Origin of the sequence: Endozoicomonas ascidiicola (genome assembly GCF_001646945.1) — a bacterium.
Taxonomy (GTDB): Bacteria; Pseudomonadota; Gammaproteobacteria; order Pseudomonadales; family Endozoicomonadaceae; genus Endozoicomonas; species Endozoicomonas ascidiicola.
Genome location: NZ_LUTV01000004.1, coordinates 739,918 through 758,208, shown reverse-complemented (window position 1 = coordinate 758,208; position 18,291 = coordinate 739,918). Strand labels below are relative to the sequence as shown.

Sequence of the window (18,291 nt, the reverse complement as noted above, 5' to 3'; positions counted from 1 at the left end):
AGCAAACAGCTCAGTGCTGCAGAGGTACTGGACATTGCCCGTAAGCACTGGGAGGTGGAGAACAAACTTCACTGGAGGCTTGACGTTGCTTTTGGCGAAGATAAAAATCAGACTACCAATAATTGCGCCATTGAGAACGTCTCGATCCTTAACCGAATAGYACTGAATATCCACACTCAGGACACGGAAACCAACGACAGTATAAAACTGAAACGGTTAGCTGCGGGTTGGGACAATGACAAGCTTGAGGAACTATTGAGTTCTATAGTGCTTATTTGATGCGTAAGCCCTGATTTCAGAACCGGACTCATTTTTTATCATAGCCACTACTGTTTATCGTTTTTTTTAACTCCTTATTCAAAGACTTACAGGCTTTGATTTTAGAATAGAGTCTAATTTGATATTTCAGATTATTCTCATCCACCCTGACAACCGTTCCGTTGTCATCCCCATGTTCTTTTCCTTCAATGACCGCTGAGTCTTTGGTAACTTGGATTGTAGGTTTCTTGAGAATCACTGCCTGCCGCCTTTCCTCCTTGACCAACAGCTTAGCTTCAGAATATGGCCTCATTGACTCAACATATCCATCGTTCAAGTGTCTTACAGACCTATTTCCACAACGTGCTTCTGGCATAGAAGCCTTATGGTTACAACCTTGCTCGTTCTTATGCCTCAACCCACAGCCAGAAAATAAGAAAGAAATGCATTTCAAATTGAAGTTCCAATTAACCAACACGAAGGGATAACAATAATAGCAGCTGATATTGTGATTTTTTTTAATAACACCCCTTTAATTCATGCTCTACAGACAGGAAATAGACTCCACTGGTACTATACAAGCCAATATGTAGTAATATTTTCACATCACGCACTGCTCAATTGAGCGTGCACTCATTAGAAACAATCAAGTACTCGCCCATCAATGACCAGTACCGACCTATCAAACCACACTCCGATGATGCAGCAATACCTGCGCATCAAGCAGCAACACCGTGATCACCTGGTGTTCTATCGCATGGGCGATTTTTACGAGCTGTTTTACGACGATGCAAAAAAGGCATCGCAGCTGCTAGATATCACCCTGACCAAGCGCGGGCAATCCGGCGGTGAGCCTATTCCCATGGCCGGCATTCCCTACCATGCTGCCGAGGGTTATTTAGCACGCCTGATTCGTTTGCGTCAGTCCGTGGCCATTGCCGAACAAATCGGCGATCCGGCCACCAGCAAAGGACCGGTAGAGCGCAAAGTGGTTCGCGTCCTGACACCGGGCACGGTCAGTGATGAAGCGTTGCTGGATGAGCGACAGGACAATCTGTTGATGGCCGCTACCGGGCACGATGGTCGTTACGGTTTGGCGTTTCTGGATATCAGCAGCGGTCGTTTTAATGTTCTGGAAGTGAATGGTGAAGAAGCCCTGCTTTCGGAAGTGGAACGCTTAAGCCCCGCCGAGTTATTGGTAAACGATGATAAAAACTGGCCAGACTCTATTACCAAAAGAGCTGGCGCCAGCAAACGTCCGCCTTGGGATTTTGATCTTGAAGGGGCTAAAGAACAACTGAACCGACAGTTTCAAACTAAGAGTCTGGACGGTTTTGGTTGCGGACAGTTAACCCTCGCCATTGAGGCCGCCGGCTGTTTGCTGCAATACGCGCGAGAAACACAGCGCACTGCCCTGCCCCACATCCGCTCACTTGCTCAGGAAAACCGCGAAGAGAGCGTGGTGCTTGATGCTGCAAGTCGTAAAAACCTTGAATTGACCATCAATATGAACGGTGGTCGGGAACATACCCTTGCCGCAGTCGTGGATCAAACCGCTACTTCCATGGGCAGCCGGCTGCTGGCACGGTGGATCAATCGTCCACTGCGTAATTTCGAGAAGCTTATCGCTCGACAATCCGCCATCAGCGCTATTAAAGAGGGCTTTCATTTTGAAAACCTCTACCCACTGTTGAAAAACATCGGCGATATCGAACGAATACTGGCACGGGTTGCTCTTAAATCTGCTCGCCCAAGGGATCTGGCAAAACTGCGTGACTCCCTACAGGAGCTGCCCGAACTTCAACAGCTGCTGGCAGTGATCGACAGTGAAACCATTCATTTTCTGGCTCAAGGGATTAGCGAACATCCGGAACTGGCAGGCCTGCTGACCCGAGCCGTTATTGAAAACCCACCGGTGGTGATCCGTGATGGTGGTGTCATCGCCGAAGGTTACGATGCGGACTTGGATGAACTGCGCTCCATAAGCGAGAACGCCGGCGATTATTTGGTCCAGATGGAACTGCGGGAACGTGAGCGTACTGGCCTGCAAAGTCTGAAGGTGGGTTATAACCGGGTGCATGGCTATTACATCGAATTAAGCCGACGTGAATCCGATGACGCACCAGTAGACTACATTCGACGTCAAACCCTGAAAAATACCGAGCGCTTTATTACGCCGGAACTGAAAGAGTTTGAAGACAAAGCATTGTCCAGCAAAAGCCGGGCGCTGGCTCGGGAAAAAGCGCTCTACGAGGCATTGTTGGATCAGTCACTGGAATCACTGGGCCCACTTCAGGAATGCGCCATGGCACTTTCTGAGTTGGATGTGCTGAGCAATCTGGCAGAGCGGGCAGAATCCTTGAACTTCTGTCGCCCGGAACTGCATGAGCAGCCGGGCATTAACATCACAGAAGGCCGGCACCCGGTGGTAGAACAGGTTCTGGATGAACCATTCGTTGCCAACAATGTGTCTTTCCACGATGAACGACGCATGCTGGTTATTACCGGGCCGAATATGGGTGGTAAATCGACCTATATGCGCCAGACAGCATTGATTGTGTTGTTGGCACATATAGGCAGTTATGTACCCGCTACTCAGGCACGTATTGGTTTGGTGGATCGCATCTTTACCCGTATCGGTTCATCGGACGATCTGGCTGGCGGCCGCTCGACCTTTATGGTGGAAATGACTGAGACAGCCAATATTCTTCATAATGCGACAGAACAAAGTTTGGTTTTGATGGATGAAGTTGGGCGCGGTACCAGTACTTTTGATGGGCTTTCTCTTGCCTGGGCCTGCGCACACTATCTGGCTGATTCAGTCAGAGCGTTCACTTTGTTTGCCACCCACTACTTTGAACTGACCCAGCTGCCAGAAGAATGCACTACCGTTGTAAACGTACACCTAAACGCGACAGAACACGACGATCGCATTGTGTTTCTGCATGCGGTTCAAGAAGGCCCGGCCAGTCAGAGCTATGGGTTGCAGGTTGCCCAACTTGCCGGCGTGCCAAGGCATGTAATTAATCAGGCTCGCCAGAAGCTGGCACTTTTGGAACAACTGGAATCAGACGTTCCAGCACTGATGAGCGTTCAGCCAGCAACTACGGTGAACCTGCAGGCAGATCTGTTCGCCAGCCCTGAACCTCACCCTGCTGTGACTTTGTTGGAAGAGACTGATCCGGACAGCCTGAGCCCCCGACAGGCGCTGGAACTGCTGTATACTCTCAAGGCATTAAAGCAATAATATTGTTTATTCCTTATATCCCGGGTTTTCTACTGACTATTCAAGATATAAGGTTATGGTAAACGCGGCTGTTCACCAGGTTTACAACTCTGGTAAACTGCTTCGAAATTTCGTATGACCCGATGCGAACGAAATGCTGTCAGGTCGATTTCGATAAAAACTCTGAATTTATTTGGAGAATATAATCAAGGTCATACGCTTCCAGTCAAATCAAATGGAGTTTCAACACCATGACTTTCGTAGTGGGTGAGAACTGCATCAAATGCAAATACACCGATTGCGTAGAGGTCTGTCCAGTCGACTGCTTCTATGAGGGACCCAACTTTCTGGTTATTCACCCGGACGAGTGCATCGATTGCGCCCTGTGTGAACCAGAGTGTCCTGCCAATGCAATTTTCTCAGAAGATGAAGTACCTGAGGATCAACAGGAATTTATCGAACTGAACGCAGTTCTGGCAGATGTATGGGAGAACATTACCGAGAAAAAAGATCAGTTGCCTGACGCTGCCGAGTGGGATGGCGTGAAAGGTAAACTGGATCAGTTAGAGCGTTAATCTCAGCTTTGTTTGACAAAGAAGGGTTAACGAAAAAGGCCATGACATTGTCATGGCCTTTTTGTTTGGTGACGATTGCTCTGACAAGACTGCGCTGATAAGACTGTTCTGACAAACAGCTGCTTCAAGATTAATTAAACAGCGATTCTCCTGAAAGCCCCTGCTTCTCAAGAATAGAACGTAAACGCTTTAGAGCCTCAACCTGAATTTGCCTGACGCGTTCCCGGGTCAAACCGATCTCACGCCCCACTTCTTCAAGCGTACTGGTTTCATAACCTCTCAAACCAAAACGGCGTGCAACCACCTCACGCTGCTTTTCTGAAAGTTCACCTAACCAGCGATCCAGACTGTCATTCAAATCCAGATCCTGAAGCAACACCGCAGGGTCTGCTCCTTTCTCATCGGAAATGGTATCCAGTATGGATTTATCCGAATCCGGCCCCAAAGGTGTATCCACCGAAGTGACTCGTTCGTTCAGCCCCAACATCCGCTTAACATCAGCCACAGGCTTATCAAGCAGCTCAGCGATTTCTTCCGGACTGGGGTCGTGATCAAGTTTCTGGGTAAGTTCCCGGGCAGCCCGGAGATAGACGTTAAGTTCTTTCACCACATGGATAGGCAAACGTATCGTTCGGGTCTGATTCATGATCGCCCGTTCAATGGTTTGTCGAATCCACCAGGTGGCGTAGGTTGAAAAACGGAATCCTCTTTCAGGATCGAATTTTTCCACCGCTCTGATCAGACCGAGGTTACCTTCCTCAATCAAATCCAGCAGTGTTAGCCCACGATTCACATAACGCCGGGAAATTTTCACCACCAGACGAAGGTTGCTTTCAATCATCCGACGACGACCCGCTTCAACTCCTTTACGAGCCAAACGGGCAAAATGAACCTCTTCCTCCGGTGTTAGCAGAGGCGAGAAGCCAATTTCATTCAGGTACAGCTGAGTTGCATCAATGGACTTGTAAAAGCCATCGTCTTCTTTGCGACGCGTAGAGGTCGTAGCTGATACTGGCGCTACCCGAGGTTTCTCAGGAGATGCCTGCACCTCTTCGATTTCCGAAGATTCTTCAACTGCTTCCACCAGCGCTTGTTCGGAAGAAGAATCATCCCCCTCCGAATCAAACCCATCCTGTCCCTGGATTACATCGTCAGCATAACTGCTTAGCTCTGCGTCATCCCTCTTCGATGCCATAAGAGTATGTCCTATCGGAAATTCCCACACTATGCCGGGCAGCAAATCTGCACCCGCACCCGTGAGATCCCTCTACCACAACCGCCGTTATCCTTCGTAATGAATCAACGTTTCGGCAGAAACCCCATAGGGTCTACCGGCTTGCCGTCCCGTCTGATTTCAAAGTGAAGCTTGGGTTCCGTTGTTCCTGTAGAACCTATTTCGGCTATCTTCTGGCCCGCTTTAACTGAGTCTCCCTCTCTGACGAACAGATCCTTATTGTGAGCGTAAGCACTTAGATAGCTACTGTTATGTTTTAATATGATCAGCCTGCCATAACCAGACAGGTCGCTCCCTGCGTATACCACTTCACCATTGGCGGCTGCCTTTACAGGCTCTCCTAATTTGCCGCTAATATCAATCCCCTTATTCACCGGGGATCGAGTCGAATAAGCAGCAACCACCTTACCCTTCGCAGGCCATTGCCAGCCATTAAATGCTGCCGTTGGAGTCTGTTTGGGCGGAGACACCGGTGTTGGTTTATTAACCGGTTTGACAACAGAAGGTCGAATTGGTTTCTTTTTTGGTGGAGTGGATTTTGCCGTCACTAGAGGATAGTACTTTCGTGCTGATAAATTAATCCTCTGCCCAGGGTAAATAGTATAAGGCGAACGTATGCCATTATTACGTGCTAACTCTTTGAAATCCCTACCATAACTCCAGGCAATAGAATAGAGTGTCTCACCGGTTACTACCCGGTGAGAACCTGAAGTGACTTTTGGAGGCGACCTTAACTCTTTCACCACTACGCGAGATGGATCGTGACTGCACCCTGCCACAAACAGGGTAACCGCCCCGGTAAAAAGCAGAAAAAGTATCTTTCTTGAGCAATCGCTCATTTTAATTTGAGCGGCCTTCCATAAACTCAACACTTTATCTACTCCGCCAACCTCGTCTGATTTTTGAAGAAAATTATCGATAATCGAAATAATAATAAAAATTAACAACAAAAAATATCATATTGATTTATGAAGTTTTACCTATATCCGCTCAGCTCTCCGTATTTTTTCCACCAAACCATTCGATGGTCGCAACCAGAACAATGGCAGCGATCATCAAAGCAAAGGACTCCAAAAGAAAAGCTGGATGACCTGTCACCATTTCATAATCAAAAGGTGAGATATTCACCTGAACCAGTGGTACTTCTGATCCGGAGCTATTGACCCGGGTACTCAGGGTTTCTTTCCAGGGCCATACTTTGCCCAGCGCCCCCAGCATTAATCCGGTCAGCAAAGCAATCGCCAAGTCACGATGACGCTTCAGCAACCATGAAAGCACATGGGAAAAACTTAACAGACCACCAATACAGCCTGCTCCAAAAATCAGCAAAACGCCTAAATCCAAAGCTTTAACTGCTTCAATCACCGGGCTATACAACCCCATGAGCAGTAAAATAAAGCTGCCAGAAATACCAGGAAGAATCATCGCGCAGATGGCAATGGCTCCGGCAAAAAACAACGTCATCGGTTCCGGCTCAAGACTGGTAGGCGATAATACGCCAATACCATAGGCAATCAGAACGCCCACCACCAAGGCAACCATTGTCGGCCCATGCCAGTGACTGACCTGACGAATCATATGCAAGCCCGAAATCAGGATCAGACCGAAAAAAAAGGCCCAGAGCATTTCCGGATAGCTGGCTAACAAATAGGTGATGACATGGGCAAACGAGAGAATGCTGCTCAGCACACCACCAAAAACACACAGTAGAAATGTGCCGTCTATATGCCGCCAGACACCGGTCACGCCTTCGCTGCGCAAAACGTTCAGCAATGATGGATTGGCACTTTTCAACGCATTCAGCAGGCGATCATAAATACCGGTAATGAAAGCAATTGTTCCCCCGGACACCCCGGGCACTACATCCGCAGCCCCCATCGCCATTCCTTTGGCAACCAGCGAAAAATGGGTAGCAAATTTCGTCATACCATGACCTTTAATAAACACACTTAGCTATAAAAAATAAGAACTAGAACGCCAAGAACTAAAACGCCGAGCTCTCAGCGCACAACACCAGCAAGCAATGGTACAAAACGCACCGGCTCGAGCACTTTACGACGATACTCGTCATCCTGCCGAGTCACCAACACCAGCTTCTGACTGCCATCATGGCCGACAGGAATCACCATACGACCACCGTCTGGCGATAACTGGCTTAACAACTCTTTGGGAATATCCCCGGGTGCGGCCGTCACAATGATGCCATCAAAGGGGCTTTCGGCTGGCCAGCCCATCCCGCCATCAGAATGCCGGAGCCTTATATTGAGCAGTGACAAACGACTTAAACGCTGACGAGCCTTTTCCTGTAGAGGACGAATCCGCTCCACAGAAAATACTCTCTCCACCAGCTTCGCCAGAATGGCGGTCTGGTACCCAGAGCCAGTCCCCACCTCAAGCACTTTTTTCAACGGCCCCTGCTCAAGCAACGCTTCAGTCATTCTTGCGACAATATAAGGCTGTGACAGCGTCTGATTATGACCAATAGGCAGAGCAGTATCTTCATAAGCTCGATGCGCCAACGCCTCGTCGAGAAAAAGATGACGTGGCACTTGTCGTATAGTATCCAATACTCGGGTAGAACAAATACCCTGCTCTTCCAACCGCTGAATCAGACGATCCCGGGTTCGACGAGACGTCATGCCAATCCCTGCAAGCTCCAGATCCTTTGTCATGGTCATCTCATTACCCCAACCCAATCCTCCAGTAACGACAAAGTACTGTGGCCCGTCTTGTCGTACTGCAATGGTGTAATAGAAACATAACCGGCACCAATCGCATGAAAGTCGGTACCTTCCTCTGCAATTCTAGGATTACCCACACCACCAATCCACCACACGGTGTGACCTCTGGGATCGCTGAGCCTGGTTGGCGGCAGCGCCGGGTCCCGATGACCAAGGCGGGTTATTTTCATACCTTGCAGTTCATCGTAATCGCAGGCTGGCACATTCACATTCAGGATAGTGCCCTCTGGCAATTGCAGGGTATCCAGTCGAGTCATAATGTCGTGTAATACACGAGCCGTGGTTTCCAGATGTCGATCTTCCCGCCCACAGGAGGAGATGGCAATGGCATTTTTTCCAAGCATTCGACCTTCCATCGCCGCAGCCACGGTGCCAGAATACAACACATCATCCCCCAGATTGGCGCAGTTATTAATACCAGACACCACCCGTTCCGGGATTTGTTCAAACAGGCCGCTGATAGACAGGTGAACACAATCTGCCGGCGTGCCATTCACACTGAAAAAACCATTGTCGTGTTCTTTAATGCGTAACGGTCTATCCAGGGTCAGGGCATGACTTTGGCCAGAGCAATCATTGTCCGGAGCAACGACGATGCAATCACCAAACTGTTTCATTACCCCATAAGACAGCGCCAACCCTTTTGCGGTGACACCATCATCATTGGCGAGCAAAATGGTCATGATCCCTGAACTCCCTGATCCGTTTTCTCAACGTATGTCCTGTCTTGTTCCTGACAGAGCAAAACCTCTCTTAACACGGTGGTGGCAAAGCAACCCTTTGGTAGACGAAACGATAACTCTAAGGTTCTGTCGTCTTTCCAAGACCATGTCATTTGTTCAGGTATCAACCGGTTAATACGTCGTTCCTGATTCAAACCCGCATTTTCAAGCCCATCACAAAGTGCTGCGTAACCACTGGCCACCGATTCTTCAAAGGCCTTAGCCTCATCCGCCACTTTGAGCATTCCCCTGCCCCACAGTGGCGATGTTGGGCTTAACTTGCCACTGTTCAGGCGCGCCATGATATCGTCATCTGCCGCATCAAAAATCAAACTACCACTGTCTGGAAAACCCAAAGCATCACCGGGCAGATATTGATTCCAGAGTTGCTGTTGAACCTTTTCCGACAAAACCCGATTGAATAACCAGGACCGTGCTGCGGATAAATAGACTGATCGTTTGTTGCGCTGAACACGAAATTTACCGGCCATCATGGCTGCGGCTTTTTCGATATTCCGCCCTTGATGACCAAACCGTTGCTCACCAAAATAATTAGGCACACCGGCCTGAGCAATCTGTTCAAGTCGCTCTTCCACTCGATCTCGATTCGCTTCAATCTCACGTAACGTGATACAAAAACCGTTACCTTTTAATGCGCCAGTTTTCAATTTTTTACGGTGTCGGGTCTGCTTTAAAATCCGAACAGCATCACTTTCAAAACCGCTCCAGTCCGGATCAGCCATTCCCGGCAACGTGACACAAAACCATTGACGTGTAACCCCATGGCGATCCTTGCGCCCGGCATAACTGACCGACTGTCTTTTAACTTTTGCATGTCTTGCCAGTAAATCCGCCACCCAATCTGTATTATCACCTTTCTTTTCGATCAGCAGAAAAAGGTGTTCACCCTCACCTTCCGGCTCAAAAGGGAGGTACTCATCCACCTGGAAATCTTCATGACAGGACTTGAACTGACAACTACCCAGAGGACCACCAAAAGCATGATGCCAATCAGTAGAGTAATCGGCATGCACCGGTACATCTGCATCCATTTATATGCACTCAAAATGTAATTTCGAAAGAAGTAACCATACCTTTTTTAGTACGGTTAGAGAACGCCCCTTAGTGAACATGGGGCGTGTTTTCCAACATCGTTTGAAAAGAGAAACTAACTATAAGTAGTTGTGCAAATGGAATCGAATATTTCTGGATGAGTGGACAGTTACTATGCAAGGCACAACGACGGGAGCATAGCCGTAGCTATGCGACCAGAGTTGTAACGCAGCAGAGTGGCTGGCCACTTGCTCAGAAAATATGATTTCATTTGGTCAACTACTTACAATTATGAAGGGAATCAAGAGGTACTGGAAGTCAGTAAAACCACCGCATGGGCTGCAATACCTTCTTTTCTGCCAGTGAAACCAAGCTGCTCGGTCGTGGTTGCTTTGACATTGATCAGAGAAACGTCCAGTTCCATATCCTCGCTGATATTTTTACGCATTTGATCAATATGCGGTGCCATTTTCGGAGCCTGGGCAATAATGGTACTGTCCACATTCACCGGCATGAGATGGTGTTTCTGCAGCAGTGCAATCACATGCCTGAGAAGTTTGCGACTATCAATCCCTTTGAAGCGCTCATCCGTATCTGGAAAGTGCTTGCCTATATCGCCGAGGCCAGCTGCACCAAGTAACGCATCACATAATGCATGCAAAAGTACATCGCCATCAGAGTGCGCGATTAACCCCTGAGGGTATGGAATGGATACGCCCCCCAGAACAACATGATCGCCTTCACCGAATTTGTGAACATCAAACCCATGACCAATGCGCATTAATGCCTCCACTAAGACATTTCTAATAATTTCGATTGCTGTTCTATATATAGAGAAGCTAACGCCAGATCAGTTCCCCGGGTGATCTTAATATTATCCCCATGGCCTTCTACCATGACCGGCTGACTGCCTGAATATTCGATGGCACTGGCCTCATCGGTGACGGGCATATTGTCATCAAGCGCTTTTTTCAGGGCATCGCGGAGCATGCTGAAACGGAACATCTGCGGTGTCATGGCATGCCAAAGCCCCTGGCGATCCACCGTTTTATTCACCACGCCATCGGCATTGGCGGCTTTGATCGTGTCAGTCACTGGCACTCCCAGCAAACCTCCGATTGGATGATCCTTTAATTGCCCCACCAGCAAACCCAAATCAGACCGACGAATACAAGGGCGTGCCACGTCATGAACCAGCACCCAGTCGTTTGGTGCCGCAAGATCCACCAGCACCTCTAAACCTTTTAGCACCGAGTGGTAACGTTCACTGCCGCCTTCGGCCAGAAGAATCCGAGGGTCTCTGGAAACATCCAGCCTGTGGTAGTACTCATCATCACGGTCTACCACCACCACGATCTTTTCCAATAACGGTTTCTTGTCGATAGAAAAGCCCAGCAGGCGCTCAAGAGTGTGCACCATAATGGGCTTGCCATGAATATCGAGATATTGCTTAGGCATATCCGCATTCATTCTGCGCCCAACACCTGCAGCTGGCACTACCGCCCAATAACGAACAGATTCCATGGTTTACTCACTACCCATCAAGGCAAGGATTTTTAATCCTTAATCATAAATCAGAAAGAACGTCTCATCACGCCGAACCATACCCAGTTCCTGCCGGGCTCTGGATTCAACGATTTCCATCCCCTGCTGCAGTTCAACCACTTCTTTAGCCAGCTGGCGATTACGCTGATACAAACGCTCGTTTTCTAACCGGGATCGATCCAGCATCTCTTCCTGAGTAATCAGCTCAGCCACACTGCCCTCGCCAACCCAAAGCCGGATTTGTAGATAAACCAGTGATAGCGTTAAAAAAACAACGACCCATTTCTTCATAATGCTGTAGCGAATTAAAAAAGAGATTATCAACCAGAAGGTGCCCCAAAGGCAAAATATGGTCAATGGGAAAAGTTGCGTTCAGCTAGAAGCTTCAACAGGGTACATACCGACAATGAACTTTATATATCAACAAATGTCGAATTTTCTATAACTGAATACAAGGAAAATCAACAATGATTACTCCCATCGGTAATTTCAATAAGCCTGCCTCTAATGCTGACCAGACCGCTGCACCATCTACAGATACAGAAAATCCCATAAAAGGATCTGCACCACAGATCATCTGGAATCCTGCCAACTATGTAGAAAACTCAACTTCACAAACCGAAGACTCACACGCTCTCACATCCGAGCTCTTGAAAAGAAATATCATCAAAGCACCAGTATCCCGTGTTCTGGATATCGGCTGTGGTCCAGGCAATAACTTAGCCGAATACAAGAAACTCTTTGGTGGACAAGTTGTCGGTATCGATCCATCAGAAGATATGTACAAAGCAGCAAAAGAAAGGTTTCAAGCCTCTGAAGACATTGAGATCCTCTGTGCAGGGGCGGATAATTTTTCATATTCAGAAGAATTCCCACTAGCGCTGTCCATTCATGCACTGCACTGGATCAGCAACAAAAAAATGCCGAACGCTCTGAAGAATATTGGGCAGCATCTGGCTCCAGAAGGCATTTTTTCAGCATTTTTCGCAGCCTCCAAAGCAGGCCTACCTTTCCATACAAGCTTGGAAAAAACAAAAGCATTACCGGAGTTCCAGGATCACTTTACCGAGTATAAACCTTCCCAATTCTTCTATTCAGTGAGCGAGATGGAATGCCTGATCCTAGGAGCCTGTCGGACTTAGAACAACTTTTGAGTATAATACCCGCAAGATCGTAAAAGACAGCCAGCCAATGAACAAATGGACTTTCAGACCCATTGACCGAGACATCCCTGACTTTTTTCCTGCCACTGTTCAGGATTATCTGCCAGAGGTGCATCTTGCTCGCTTTGTTGTAGAGGTGGTTGAGCAGCTAGACCTCACACCTTTGATCAGCGCCTATAAAGGAAGGGGTTCTAAAGCCTGGCATCCATCCCTCATGCTGTCGTTATTGTTCTATGGATATGCAACAGGTGTCTTCTCCAGTCGCAAACTGGAGAAAGCAACTTATGACTCCATCGCCTTTCGATATATCTGCGCCAACGAGCATCCGGATCACGACAGTATCAACACCTTTCGCCAGCGCTTCCGTAAAGAAATCAGTGAACTTTTTGTTCAGATATTGTTGATTGCGCAACAGGCAGAATGGTTGAAGCTGGGAACCATCAGCCTCGATGGAACCAAGATGAAGGCCAATGCCAGCAAACACAAGGCGCTCAGTTACAAGCACGCATGCAGGCTCGAAAAGCAGCTCAAGGCCGAAGTTGAAGAGCTCCTCAAGATGGCTGAAAAAGCAGATACTGAAAAATTGCCAGACGAATTATCCATTCCTGATGAGCTGAAACGCAGGGAAGATCGCCTCAAGGTGATTGCCGATGCCAAGGCAGAAATTGAGAGACGAGCTGAAGAGCGCTATCAGCAAGAACTGGCAGAATATCAGGAAAAAGTTGCCCGTCGTGATGCGATCAGAGATACGGAAAAAAAGCCACGGGGCAAAGAACCGAAAGCCCCTACGCCGGGTCCCAGGGACAAAGATCAAGTCAACCTGACAGATCCGGAGTCTCGCATAATGCCAACGTCTGCTAACGGTTTTGTACAGGCTTATAATGCGCAGGCCGCAGTAGATAACGACAGTGGTCTTATTGTTGAAAATCATATTACTCAGGCGACCAATGACAAACAACAGGTAGCGCCTGCCCTCGAAGAACTGGCCTCTCGTGCAGAGCAGATTGGCAAGCCCAGCGCGATTCTTGCCGACACGGGCTACTTCAGTCAGGGCAATGTGTCTGCTGTGGATAAGTTTGGAGCTATCCCTTACATTGCAGAAAAGAAGGATGCCCATAACAAACCTTTACTGGAGCGCTTTAAGCCCGATGAGCCGATGCCCGCAGGCGATGATGTTACCGCACTGGAGTTGATGCGTTGGCGATTGCAAACCAGGGAAGGACGGGCGGTGTATGCATTGAGAAAAAGCACCATTGAGCCAACGTTTGGGATACAGAAGGAAGTGATGGGATACCGTCAATTTCTGGTCCGTGGTCTTGAAGCAGTGTCTGCTGAATGGGATCTTCTGTGCATGGGTTTTAACCTGAAGCGGATGTTTACGCTGATGCTGAAAGATCTTCAGGAAAGTATCATTTTTATGCAGTTTATTTCAGCTTACAGGTTATTTGTCGCATGCATTTGGATATTTGGGCAAAAGAGACTGACGACATAAACAGCACTTCCAGACTGGATTCTGTGATTTTTGACTTTATTGCGGCCCATCTCCGGTTTTTACTTTCAAGTCCGACAGCCTCCTAGGCGCGGGAATGAAGGTAGACACATTAGAAATAAGCCCGATTCGGAAACATTTTTCAGATAGACTCAAATTAACAGGCTTTGTTTCACAATGGCTCCCTGAAGTAAGTTCTCAAAAACTGCTGCAAAGCCCACATGGCAATATAGCGGACGCCTTTTGAATCAGATTCTCCAGTCTCGGGAACAGCCTGGTGGCAGATAACCTGTCTGTCAGATAGTCCCAGAAAGAAAGACCATACAGGCGACACGTTTTTTCAGGCTGGCAAAAGTGTCGCGACTTTGCCGTCCTGCTTCGCTTCGCGTACTGCCGCTGATCTTTCGACGCTTGACGTATTCTCGTATCAGGCTTTCACTCAGATTGTTGTGCAACGGCAGGCGCGGGTCTTCCAGTACCAACAATAACTCTTTTTCTATAACGGCCAGGCTTGAGAGTGCTTCCTGGAGGTCGCTACAGACAGTGCGTGTCTGGATTAGAGCAGAAAAGCCAAACCGTACCTTCAGCGCATTCTCTTCGGATGGTTCAGTTTTGAAGGCTTTCAGGTCATCATAAATTTCCCAGAGCCATGTCCGGCACCATTTCTGAGCCAGGGCTTGCTGATCATTGACAGGATGAACCTTCGCCAGCAACCGCTCTGCATGAACCCAGCATTGAGCATGTTTGAATACATTGAACTGTTGTGCGCCATCGCTGAAGGTCGTCAGATGCCCTAAACCATGCGCTATCAAACTGGCATAAATTAAGGCTTCGCTGGCTTGCTGAAGTCGCTTTTTTCCTGTCAGACCATGGTCTTTCATGCAAGCCTTCCAGGCATCGTGGCTCAGAAAGGTCACTCCAACATATTGCTGAAGTACACGCAGCCACTTTTGGGGATACTTGAGAGTGCTCAGGTAGTCCAGGGCATTTTCTGTCAGTGCATACGTCCGAAAGGGACGATGCAGAAGACTTAGAAAATTCTCCCGGCTTTTGCTGTTCGTGGTGCCATACCAAGCGAACGACTCATTACAAATAATATTGCAATAACCGTTTCTTCCCTGATGCCTTGCACCCGTGTCGTCCGTTTGAATGTAGCTTGAGCAGCGAATGCCTGTGGCAAGGAGTTCGTCTTTCTCGCCGTGAAACTGCCCATGCCCCTTAGTGATCAGGTTGCTGAGTTCTCCTGCTGAAATAGAGAGGCCAATATCCCAAAGCCATTCCAGCAGCTGCGGCTGGGTGACGGCACATCCGAAATGCTGGTGAAGCACGTAAGCTTGTAAGGTCGGCCCGTAATGATGCCCGTGTAAACTGGCCGGAGGTTTGGCAGTAATGGTTTTTCCATCCGGTGTTATCCATTGCTCAAGCCGGTATTCGACACAGGTCGCCTTGAGTAGCAAGTCTTGGACATGGTAGGGAGTGGTGCCATTCCAGGTAGACCCTGACGGAACATCGATGGCCGGAACGGGAATGCTCTTTTCAGGAGGCGGCTTCGGTGGTTGCTTGCGCTGTTTACGAGTTCTTTCATCTGGTTTGCTGACCTTGCGTTTTGGTACGCTATCTGGATCAGCTTCATCATTTTGATCGGTTGCAGGTGGGTCGTCGGAAGAGTCGTCGGAGTCATCCGTAGGCTTACTGTTTGGTTTGATGTCGGGTTTAGGGGGCAGCTTTTTCAGGCGACGAATCTCAGCCTCAAGGGCTCCGACTTTCCCTTGTAACTGTGTGATCAACTCTTGTTGCTGAACGTGCTGTTCCTGAAGTTTGGAAATCAATTCCTGCTGAAGGGCGTTCTCTTTCTGGGTCAGAGCAAGCGACTCCTGAAGCAAGGCATTCTGCTGCTGAAGCTGGGCAAGATACTCCAGGATTTTTTTACCTGAATGAGTGAGCTCTACATTGGTCGAAGAAGAGAGAAAGTTCATGGTTTTGAAGAATAGACTGTGGTCGTGTAATTTTCCTTAATGCAGCAATTTTTGAGTAATTACTCCCTGAATACAACCACTTATCACAGAACGACAATACTGATTTAGCAGACAAGTTTCTTGAAAAAGTCATCTCAGATTATCTTGTGAGCACTGAACAAAAAAATGCCACTAACATCTTCTGAGATGAACGATCCTTCAAGTTGATAACCCAAAAAAACATATCCGGTTAGCCTTAACCCCGAACCCACAGCTTCAAGTGTTAATAGTGAGTAATCTGACAGTTGCTACTTACATCAAAAAGTAACTTTTAATAATCCAGAAGCAGCCAATGTCCACTGGAACGGTTCCATATACAGCAACAACTCAGCATCTCAACGAGTTACTGCTGACCTTCTTTTCAAAGCAGTACAGAAAGCAGGCGTGAACGTTAACTCTGACACGACCCTATTTCACATAAATGAACATTATCTCTAAGCCATAACAATGTAAGCTACACTAACCACTTCGTCAGTTAAAAGTGCCATAAAGCCACTTACAATGAAGGATTGTTGAACTGCCGTATCGACATTATGCAGCACTTAGAATCGAATATTTATGGCTTTGTAGTTAGTTACTATGCAAAGACAAGAAGTTCATCAAAAAAGTACGGAAGAATTTTAACCGAGTAACTGATCAATCATAAAACGATGATCGGTGAATGGGTGAAATTAAAAGTGTCCTTTCACCGGTTACCCTAAGCGCTCCCAGTACTGATCCCATTCACCGTTAGCTCGTAATGTTCTTAAGCCAAGCATTGCTTCAGCGTTCTCGGGTTTCCACCAGACGCCGGGTATCTTGAGTCGCATTTGCACTATTGAACTGTTCGCACTCTCTATTTCACCAGAACCGATGGGAAGGTTTACCGCTCTCGCTGCCGCATATTCAAACTGACCTGGACGGTTTCTGATGTATCGATGGCATTCCTCAGACTTATTCGCGGCCTTGCCCTTCTTTCCATTTCTATGCTGATCAAGCTCTGCTATGACTGCACTCACATCTCCTGACTTCATCCGTTCCTGTTGGCAATGCCGCCACTCGATACGAGCCGCCTTTTTATAGCCCACGCACTCTTCTGCTGCATCAGCAAAGTACTCAGAGAGATGGTAATAGTCGACAAGGTAGCTCCCTTGGTTTCCAAACACCCTTTTTGCCTGGCTGGCAATCCAGGTAGCTCCATCACTTACGCAGTGAATAGACGACTTCGGATTAAAGCCTTGTGCTAAAGCACAGTTTAACCACTGATCACCGGCCTTATTAGGGCCTTTCATAGTAGCCAGATGACGCTTATCATTGCTGCCGAGCTTATAGACCTGACAAAACTTGGCTTCTTGCCATTCCGTTTTACGCGTTTTTCGTTTGTCTCCGTCTTCTACGTCATTAAATAGAACAACAGGAATCATACTGCCATCCATTTCGCCCACAAACTGCTCAGCTTCACCGGTGAAGTCCTGAGAATTCTGTTCGGGAATGAAGGTTTCCTCTTGCATGCAACTGGCATGTTCAAGCGTAATAGCACGTACAGACGACTCAGGAATATCTATACCGTAATGTTCGTGCATTTTCTTAGAGGCTGCCTGGAAAGAGCAGTCAGCAGCAAAGTCGACAATTTTGCGTTGAATAGTGAGAGAATAGTCTCTGCAGTGAACCTGGGCAGCATGGCTAAAGGGTCTGAATCGATGTTGATCGATCGTTGGAAGCGCTCAACGACGCCTATTTTTCCGTAAGTGCTGAACCAATGAGTGTTTTTTTTCGAACTTTACTGTCGGGGTGTTTCAGGCAGGCCTCAGAAAACTTCTGATTTTCTTTGCAGGCACCCCAATCAGTAAGAAGCTCGTTACCCATACTACGGAGGTTCTGTGTGACGGCCTCCTCAGCATCACTGGCACGATCGAGCTGTCCAGACTCAGCTTCAACGATATCTAATAGGGCAGACACTCTACGTTCAAGTATCGGGTGGGCAGCAAGTCTATCAGCAAGAGAAACAGGCGAGGACATATTGATCTAACCGCTGAGAAATACTCATACAGTATTGTTCAAATCTTGGTTTTTTGGGGATGAAAAGGCTCTGGTGAGCACATTTAATTTCACCCTCGGTGAATAGTTATAACCTTGCAGCCAAAAATCTACGATCAAGTATCAACAAACATTAATTTAATCACTTAACAACACTGTTGTCCGGTTAAAAATCTGGGGAAGAACTGAAGTGCTTGTCTCTGTTGATCTACGGTAAAATAGCGGTTGTCGAGACAGCTATTTTACAGAACAAG

At 47.8% G+C, this 18,291-nt stretch carries 17 protein-coding genes and 1 pseudogene; 5 read left to right on the top strand and 13 right to left on the bottom strand.

Features of this window, described 5'->3' with window-relative positions; all coding sequences use genetic code 11:
- Positions 1 to 279 (top strand): transposase (locus AKL11_RS25675; RefSeq protein WP_436404691.1); only part of this gene is annotated, 279 nt, incomplete at its 5' end.
- Positions 280 to 307: 28 nt separating this feature from the next.
- On the opposite strand, the gene AKL11_RS13850 is transcribed toward AKL11_RS25675, so the two are convergent.
- Positions 308 to 634, bottom strand: coding sequence for a hypothetical protein (locus AKL11_RS13850; RefSeq protein ID WP_157673568.1), 327 nt, complete (start codon positions 632 to 634; stop codon positions 308 to 310).
- 288 nt (positions 635 to 922) lie between these two features.
- Between AKL11_RS13850 and mutS the strand changes: the two genes are divergently transcribed.
- Both mutS and fdxA read left to right on the top strand, forming a co-directional pair.
- The gene (mutS, locus tag AKL11_RS13845) at positions 923 to 3,505 is read left to right on the top strand and encodes a DNA mismatch repair protein MutS (protein WP_067518374.1); all 2,583 of its coding nucleotides are present in this window, start codon (positions 923 to 925) and stop codon (positions 3,503 to 3,505) included.
- A 230-nt stretch (positions 3,506 to 3,735) separates the two neighbouring features.
- Positions 3,736 to 4,059, top strand: coding sequence for a ferredoxin FdxA (gene fdxA, locus AKL11_RS13840; RefSeq protein WP_067518372.1), 324 nt, complete (start codon positions 3,736 to 3,738; stop codon positions 4,057 to 4,059).
- Positions 4,060 to 4,189: 130 nt separating this feature from the next.
- On the opposite strand, the gene rpoS is transcribed toward fdxA, so the two are convergent.
- The 9 genes from rpoS to AKL11_RS13795 form a co-directional block, all read right to left on the bottom strand.
- Positions 4,190 to 5,254, bottom strand: coding sequence for an RNA polymerase sigma factor RpoS (rpoS, locus tag AKL11_RS13835; protein WP_245673595.1), 1,065 nt, complete (start codon positions 5,252 to 5,254; stop codon positions 4,190 to 4,192).
- A gap of 104 nt (positions 5,255 to 5,358) precedes the next feature.
- Entirely contained in the window at positions 5,359 to 6,162 is an 804-nt protein-coding gene (locus AKL11_RS13830) for a peptidoglycan DD-metalloendopeptidase family protein (RefSeq protein WP_245673596.1), read from the bottom strand.
- 121 nt (positions 6,163 to 6,283) lie between these two features.
- On the bottom strand, positions 6,284 to 7,219 hold the full coding sequence (locus tag AKL11_RS13825; RefSeq protein ID WP_067518370.1) for a polyprenyl-phosphate transporter: 936 nt from the start codon (positions 7,217 to 7,219) through the stop codon (positions 6,284 to 6,286).
- A gap of 74 nt (positions 7,220 to 7,293) precedes the next feature.
- Positions 7,294 to 7,965, bottom strand: coding sequence for a protein-L-isoaspartate(D-aspartate) O-methyltransferase (locus AKL11_RS13820; protein WP_067518500.1), 672 nt, complete (start codon positions 7,963 to 7,965; stop codon positions 7,294 to 7,296).
- A gap of 2 nt (positions 7,966 to 7,967) precedes the next feature.
- Complete coding sequence (gene surE / locus AKL11_RS13815; RefSeq protein ID WP_067518367.1) at positions 7,968 to 8,717, bottom strand: 5'/3'-nucleotidase SurE; 750 nt, start codon at positions 8,715 to 8,717, stop codon at positions 7,968 to 7,970.
- Positions 8,714 to 9,808, bottom strand: coding sequence for a tRNA pseudouridine(13) synthase TruD (truD, locus tag AKL11_RS13810; protein WP_095210378.1), 1,095 nt, complete (start codon positions 9,806 to 9,808; stop codon positions 8,714 to 8,716). The genes surE and truD overlap by 4 nt, the downstream gene beginning before the upstream one ends.
- A gap of 302 nt (positions 9,809 to 10,110) precedes the next feature.
- Positions 10,111 to 10,590 carry a 2-C-methyl-D-erythritol 2,4-cyclodiphosphate synthase gene (gene ispF, locus AKL11_RS13805; RefSeq protein WP_067518365.1) on the bottom strand — a complete coding sequence of 160 codons (480 nt, stop codon included), beginning with the start codon at positions 10,588 to 10,590 and terminating at the stop codon, positions 10,111 to 10,113.
- Positions 10,591 to 10,601: 11 nt separating this feature from the next.
- Positions 10,602 to 11,333, bottom strand: coding sequence for a 2-C-methyl-D-erythritol 4-phosphate cytidylyltransferase (ispD, locus tag AKL11_RS13800; protein WP_067518363.1), 732 nt, complete (start codon positions 11,331 to 11,333; stop codon positions 10,602 to 10,604).
- A gap of 39 nt (positions 11,334 to 11,372) precedes the next feature.
- On the bottom strand, positions 11,373 to 11,645 hold the full coding sequence (locus AKL11_RS13795) for an FtsB family cell division protein (RefSeq protein ID WP_067518361.1): 273 nt from the start codon (positions 11,643 to 11,645) through the stop codon (positions 11,373 to 11,375).
- A 176-nt stretch (positions 11,646 to 11,821) separates the two neighbouring features.
- Between AKL11_RS13795 and AKL11_RS13790 the strand changes: the two genes are divergently transcribed.
- Positions 11,822 to 12,496, top strand: coding sequence for a class I SAM-dependent methyltransferase (locus AKL11_RS13790; protein WP_067518359.1), 675 nt, complete (start codon positions 11,822 to 11,824; stop codon positions 12,494 to 12,496).
- Positions 12,497 to 12,545: 49 nt separating this feature from the next.
- Positions 12,546 to 13,901, top strand: a pseudogene (locus AKL11_RS13785) (IS1182 family transposase); the annotation flags it as partial.
- A 401-nt stretch (positions 13,902 to 14,302) separates the two neighbouring features.
- On the opposite strand, the gene AKL11_RS13780 reads toward AKL11_RS13785, so the two are convergent.
- The 3 genes from AKL11_RS13780 to AKL11_RS13770 form a co-directional block, all read right to left on the bottom strand.
- Positions 14,303 to 15,982, bottom strand: coding sequence for an IS66 family transposase (locus AKL11_RS13780; protein WP_067518354.1), 1,680 nt, complete (start codon positions 15,980 to 15,982; stop codon positions 14,303 to 14,305).
- Between the two features lie 731 nt (positions 15,983 to 16,713).
- Complete coding sequence (locus AKL11_RS13775; RefSeq protein ID WP_366556860.1) at positions 16,714 to 17,643, bottom strand: UPF0236 family transposase-like protein; 930 nt, start codon at positions 17,641 to 17,643, stop codon at positions 16,714 to 16,716.
- A gap of 91 nt (positions 17,644 to 17,734) precedes the next feature.
- Positions 17,735 to 18,019, bottom strand: coding sequence for a hypothetical protein (locus AKL11_RS13770; protein ID WP_067518350.1), 285 nt, complete (start codon positions 18,017 to 18,019; stop codon positions 17,735 to 17,737).
- Between the last annotated feature and the right edge of the window lie 272 nt (positions 18,020 to 18,291).

Bases quoted from the DNA above. Each gene is read 5' to 3' on its own strand.
- AKL11_RS13850 (WP_157673568.1), bottom strand. From the start codon at position 634: ATGCCAGAAGCACGTTGTGGAAATAGGTCTGTAAGACACTTGAACGAT.
- mutS (WP_067518374.1), top strand. From the start codon at position 923: ATGACCAGTACCGACCTATCAAACCACACTCCGATGATGCAGCAATAC.
- fdxA (WP_067518372.1), top strand. From the start codon at position 3,736: ATGACTTTCGTAGTGGGTGAGAACTGCATCAAATGCAAATACACCGAT.
- rpoS (WP_245673595.1), bottom strand. From the start codon at position 5,254: ATGGCATCGAAGAGGGATGACGCAGAGCTAAGCAGTTATGCTGACGAT.
- AKL11_RS13825 (WP_067518370.1), bottom strand. From the start codon at position 7,219: ATGACGAAATTTGCTACCCATTTTTCGCTGGTTGCCAAAGGAATGGCG.
- AKL11_RS13820 (WP_067518500.1), bottom strand. From the start codon at position 7,965: ATGACAAAGGATCTGGAGCTTGCAGGGATTGGCATGACGTCTCGTCGA.
- surE (WP_067518367.1), bottom strand. From the start codon at position 8,717: ATGACCATTTTGCTCGCCAATGATGATGGTGTCACCGCAAAAGGGTTG.
- truD (WP_095210378.1), bottom strand. From the start codon at position 9,808: ATGGATGCAGATGTACCGGTGCATGCCGATTACTCTACTGATTGGCAT.
- ispF (WP_067518365.1), bottom strand. From the start codon at position 10,590: ATGCGCATTGGTCATGGGTTTGATGTTCACAAATTCGGTGAAGGCGAT.
- ispD (WP_067518363.1), bottom strand. From the start codon at position 11,333: ATGGAATCTGTTCGTTATTGGGCGGTAGTGCCAGCTGCAGGTGTTGGG.
- AKL11_RS13795 (WP_067518361.1), bottom strand. From the start codon at position 11,645: ATGAAGAAATGGGTCGTTGTTTTTTTAACGCTATCACTGGTTTATCTA.
- AKL11_RS13790 (WP_067518359.1), top strand. From the start codon at position 11,822: ATGATTACTCCCATCGGTAATTTCAATAAGCCTGCCTCTAATGCTGAC.
- AKL11_RS13780 (WP_067518354.1), bottom strand. From the start codon at position 15,982: ATGAACTTTCTCTCTTCTTCGACCAATGTAGAGCTCACTCATTCAGGT.
- AKL11_RS13770 (WP_067518350.1), bottom strand. From the start codon at position 18,019: ATGTCCTCGCCTGTTTCTCTTGCTGATAGACTTGCTGCCCACCCGATA.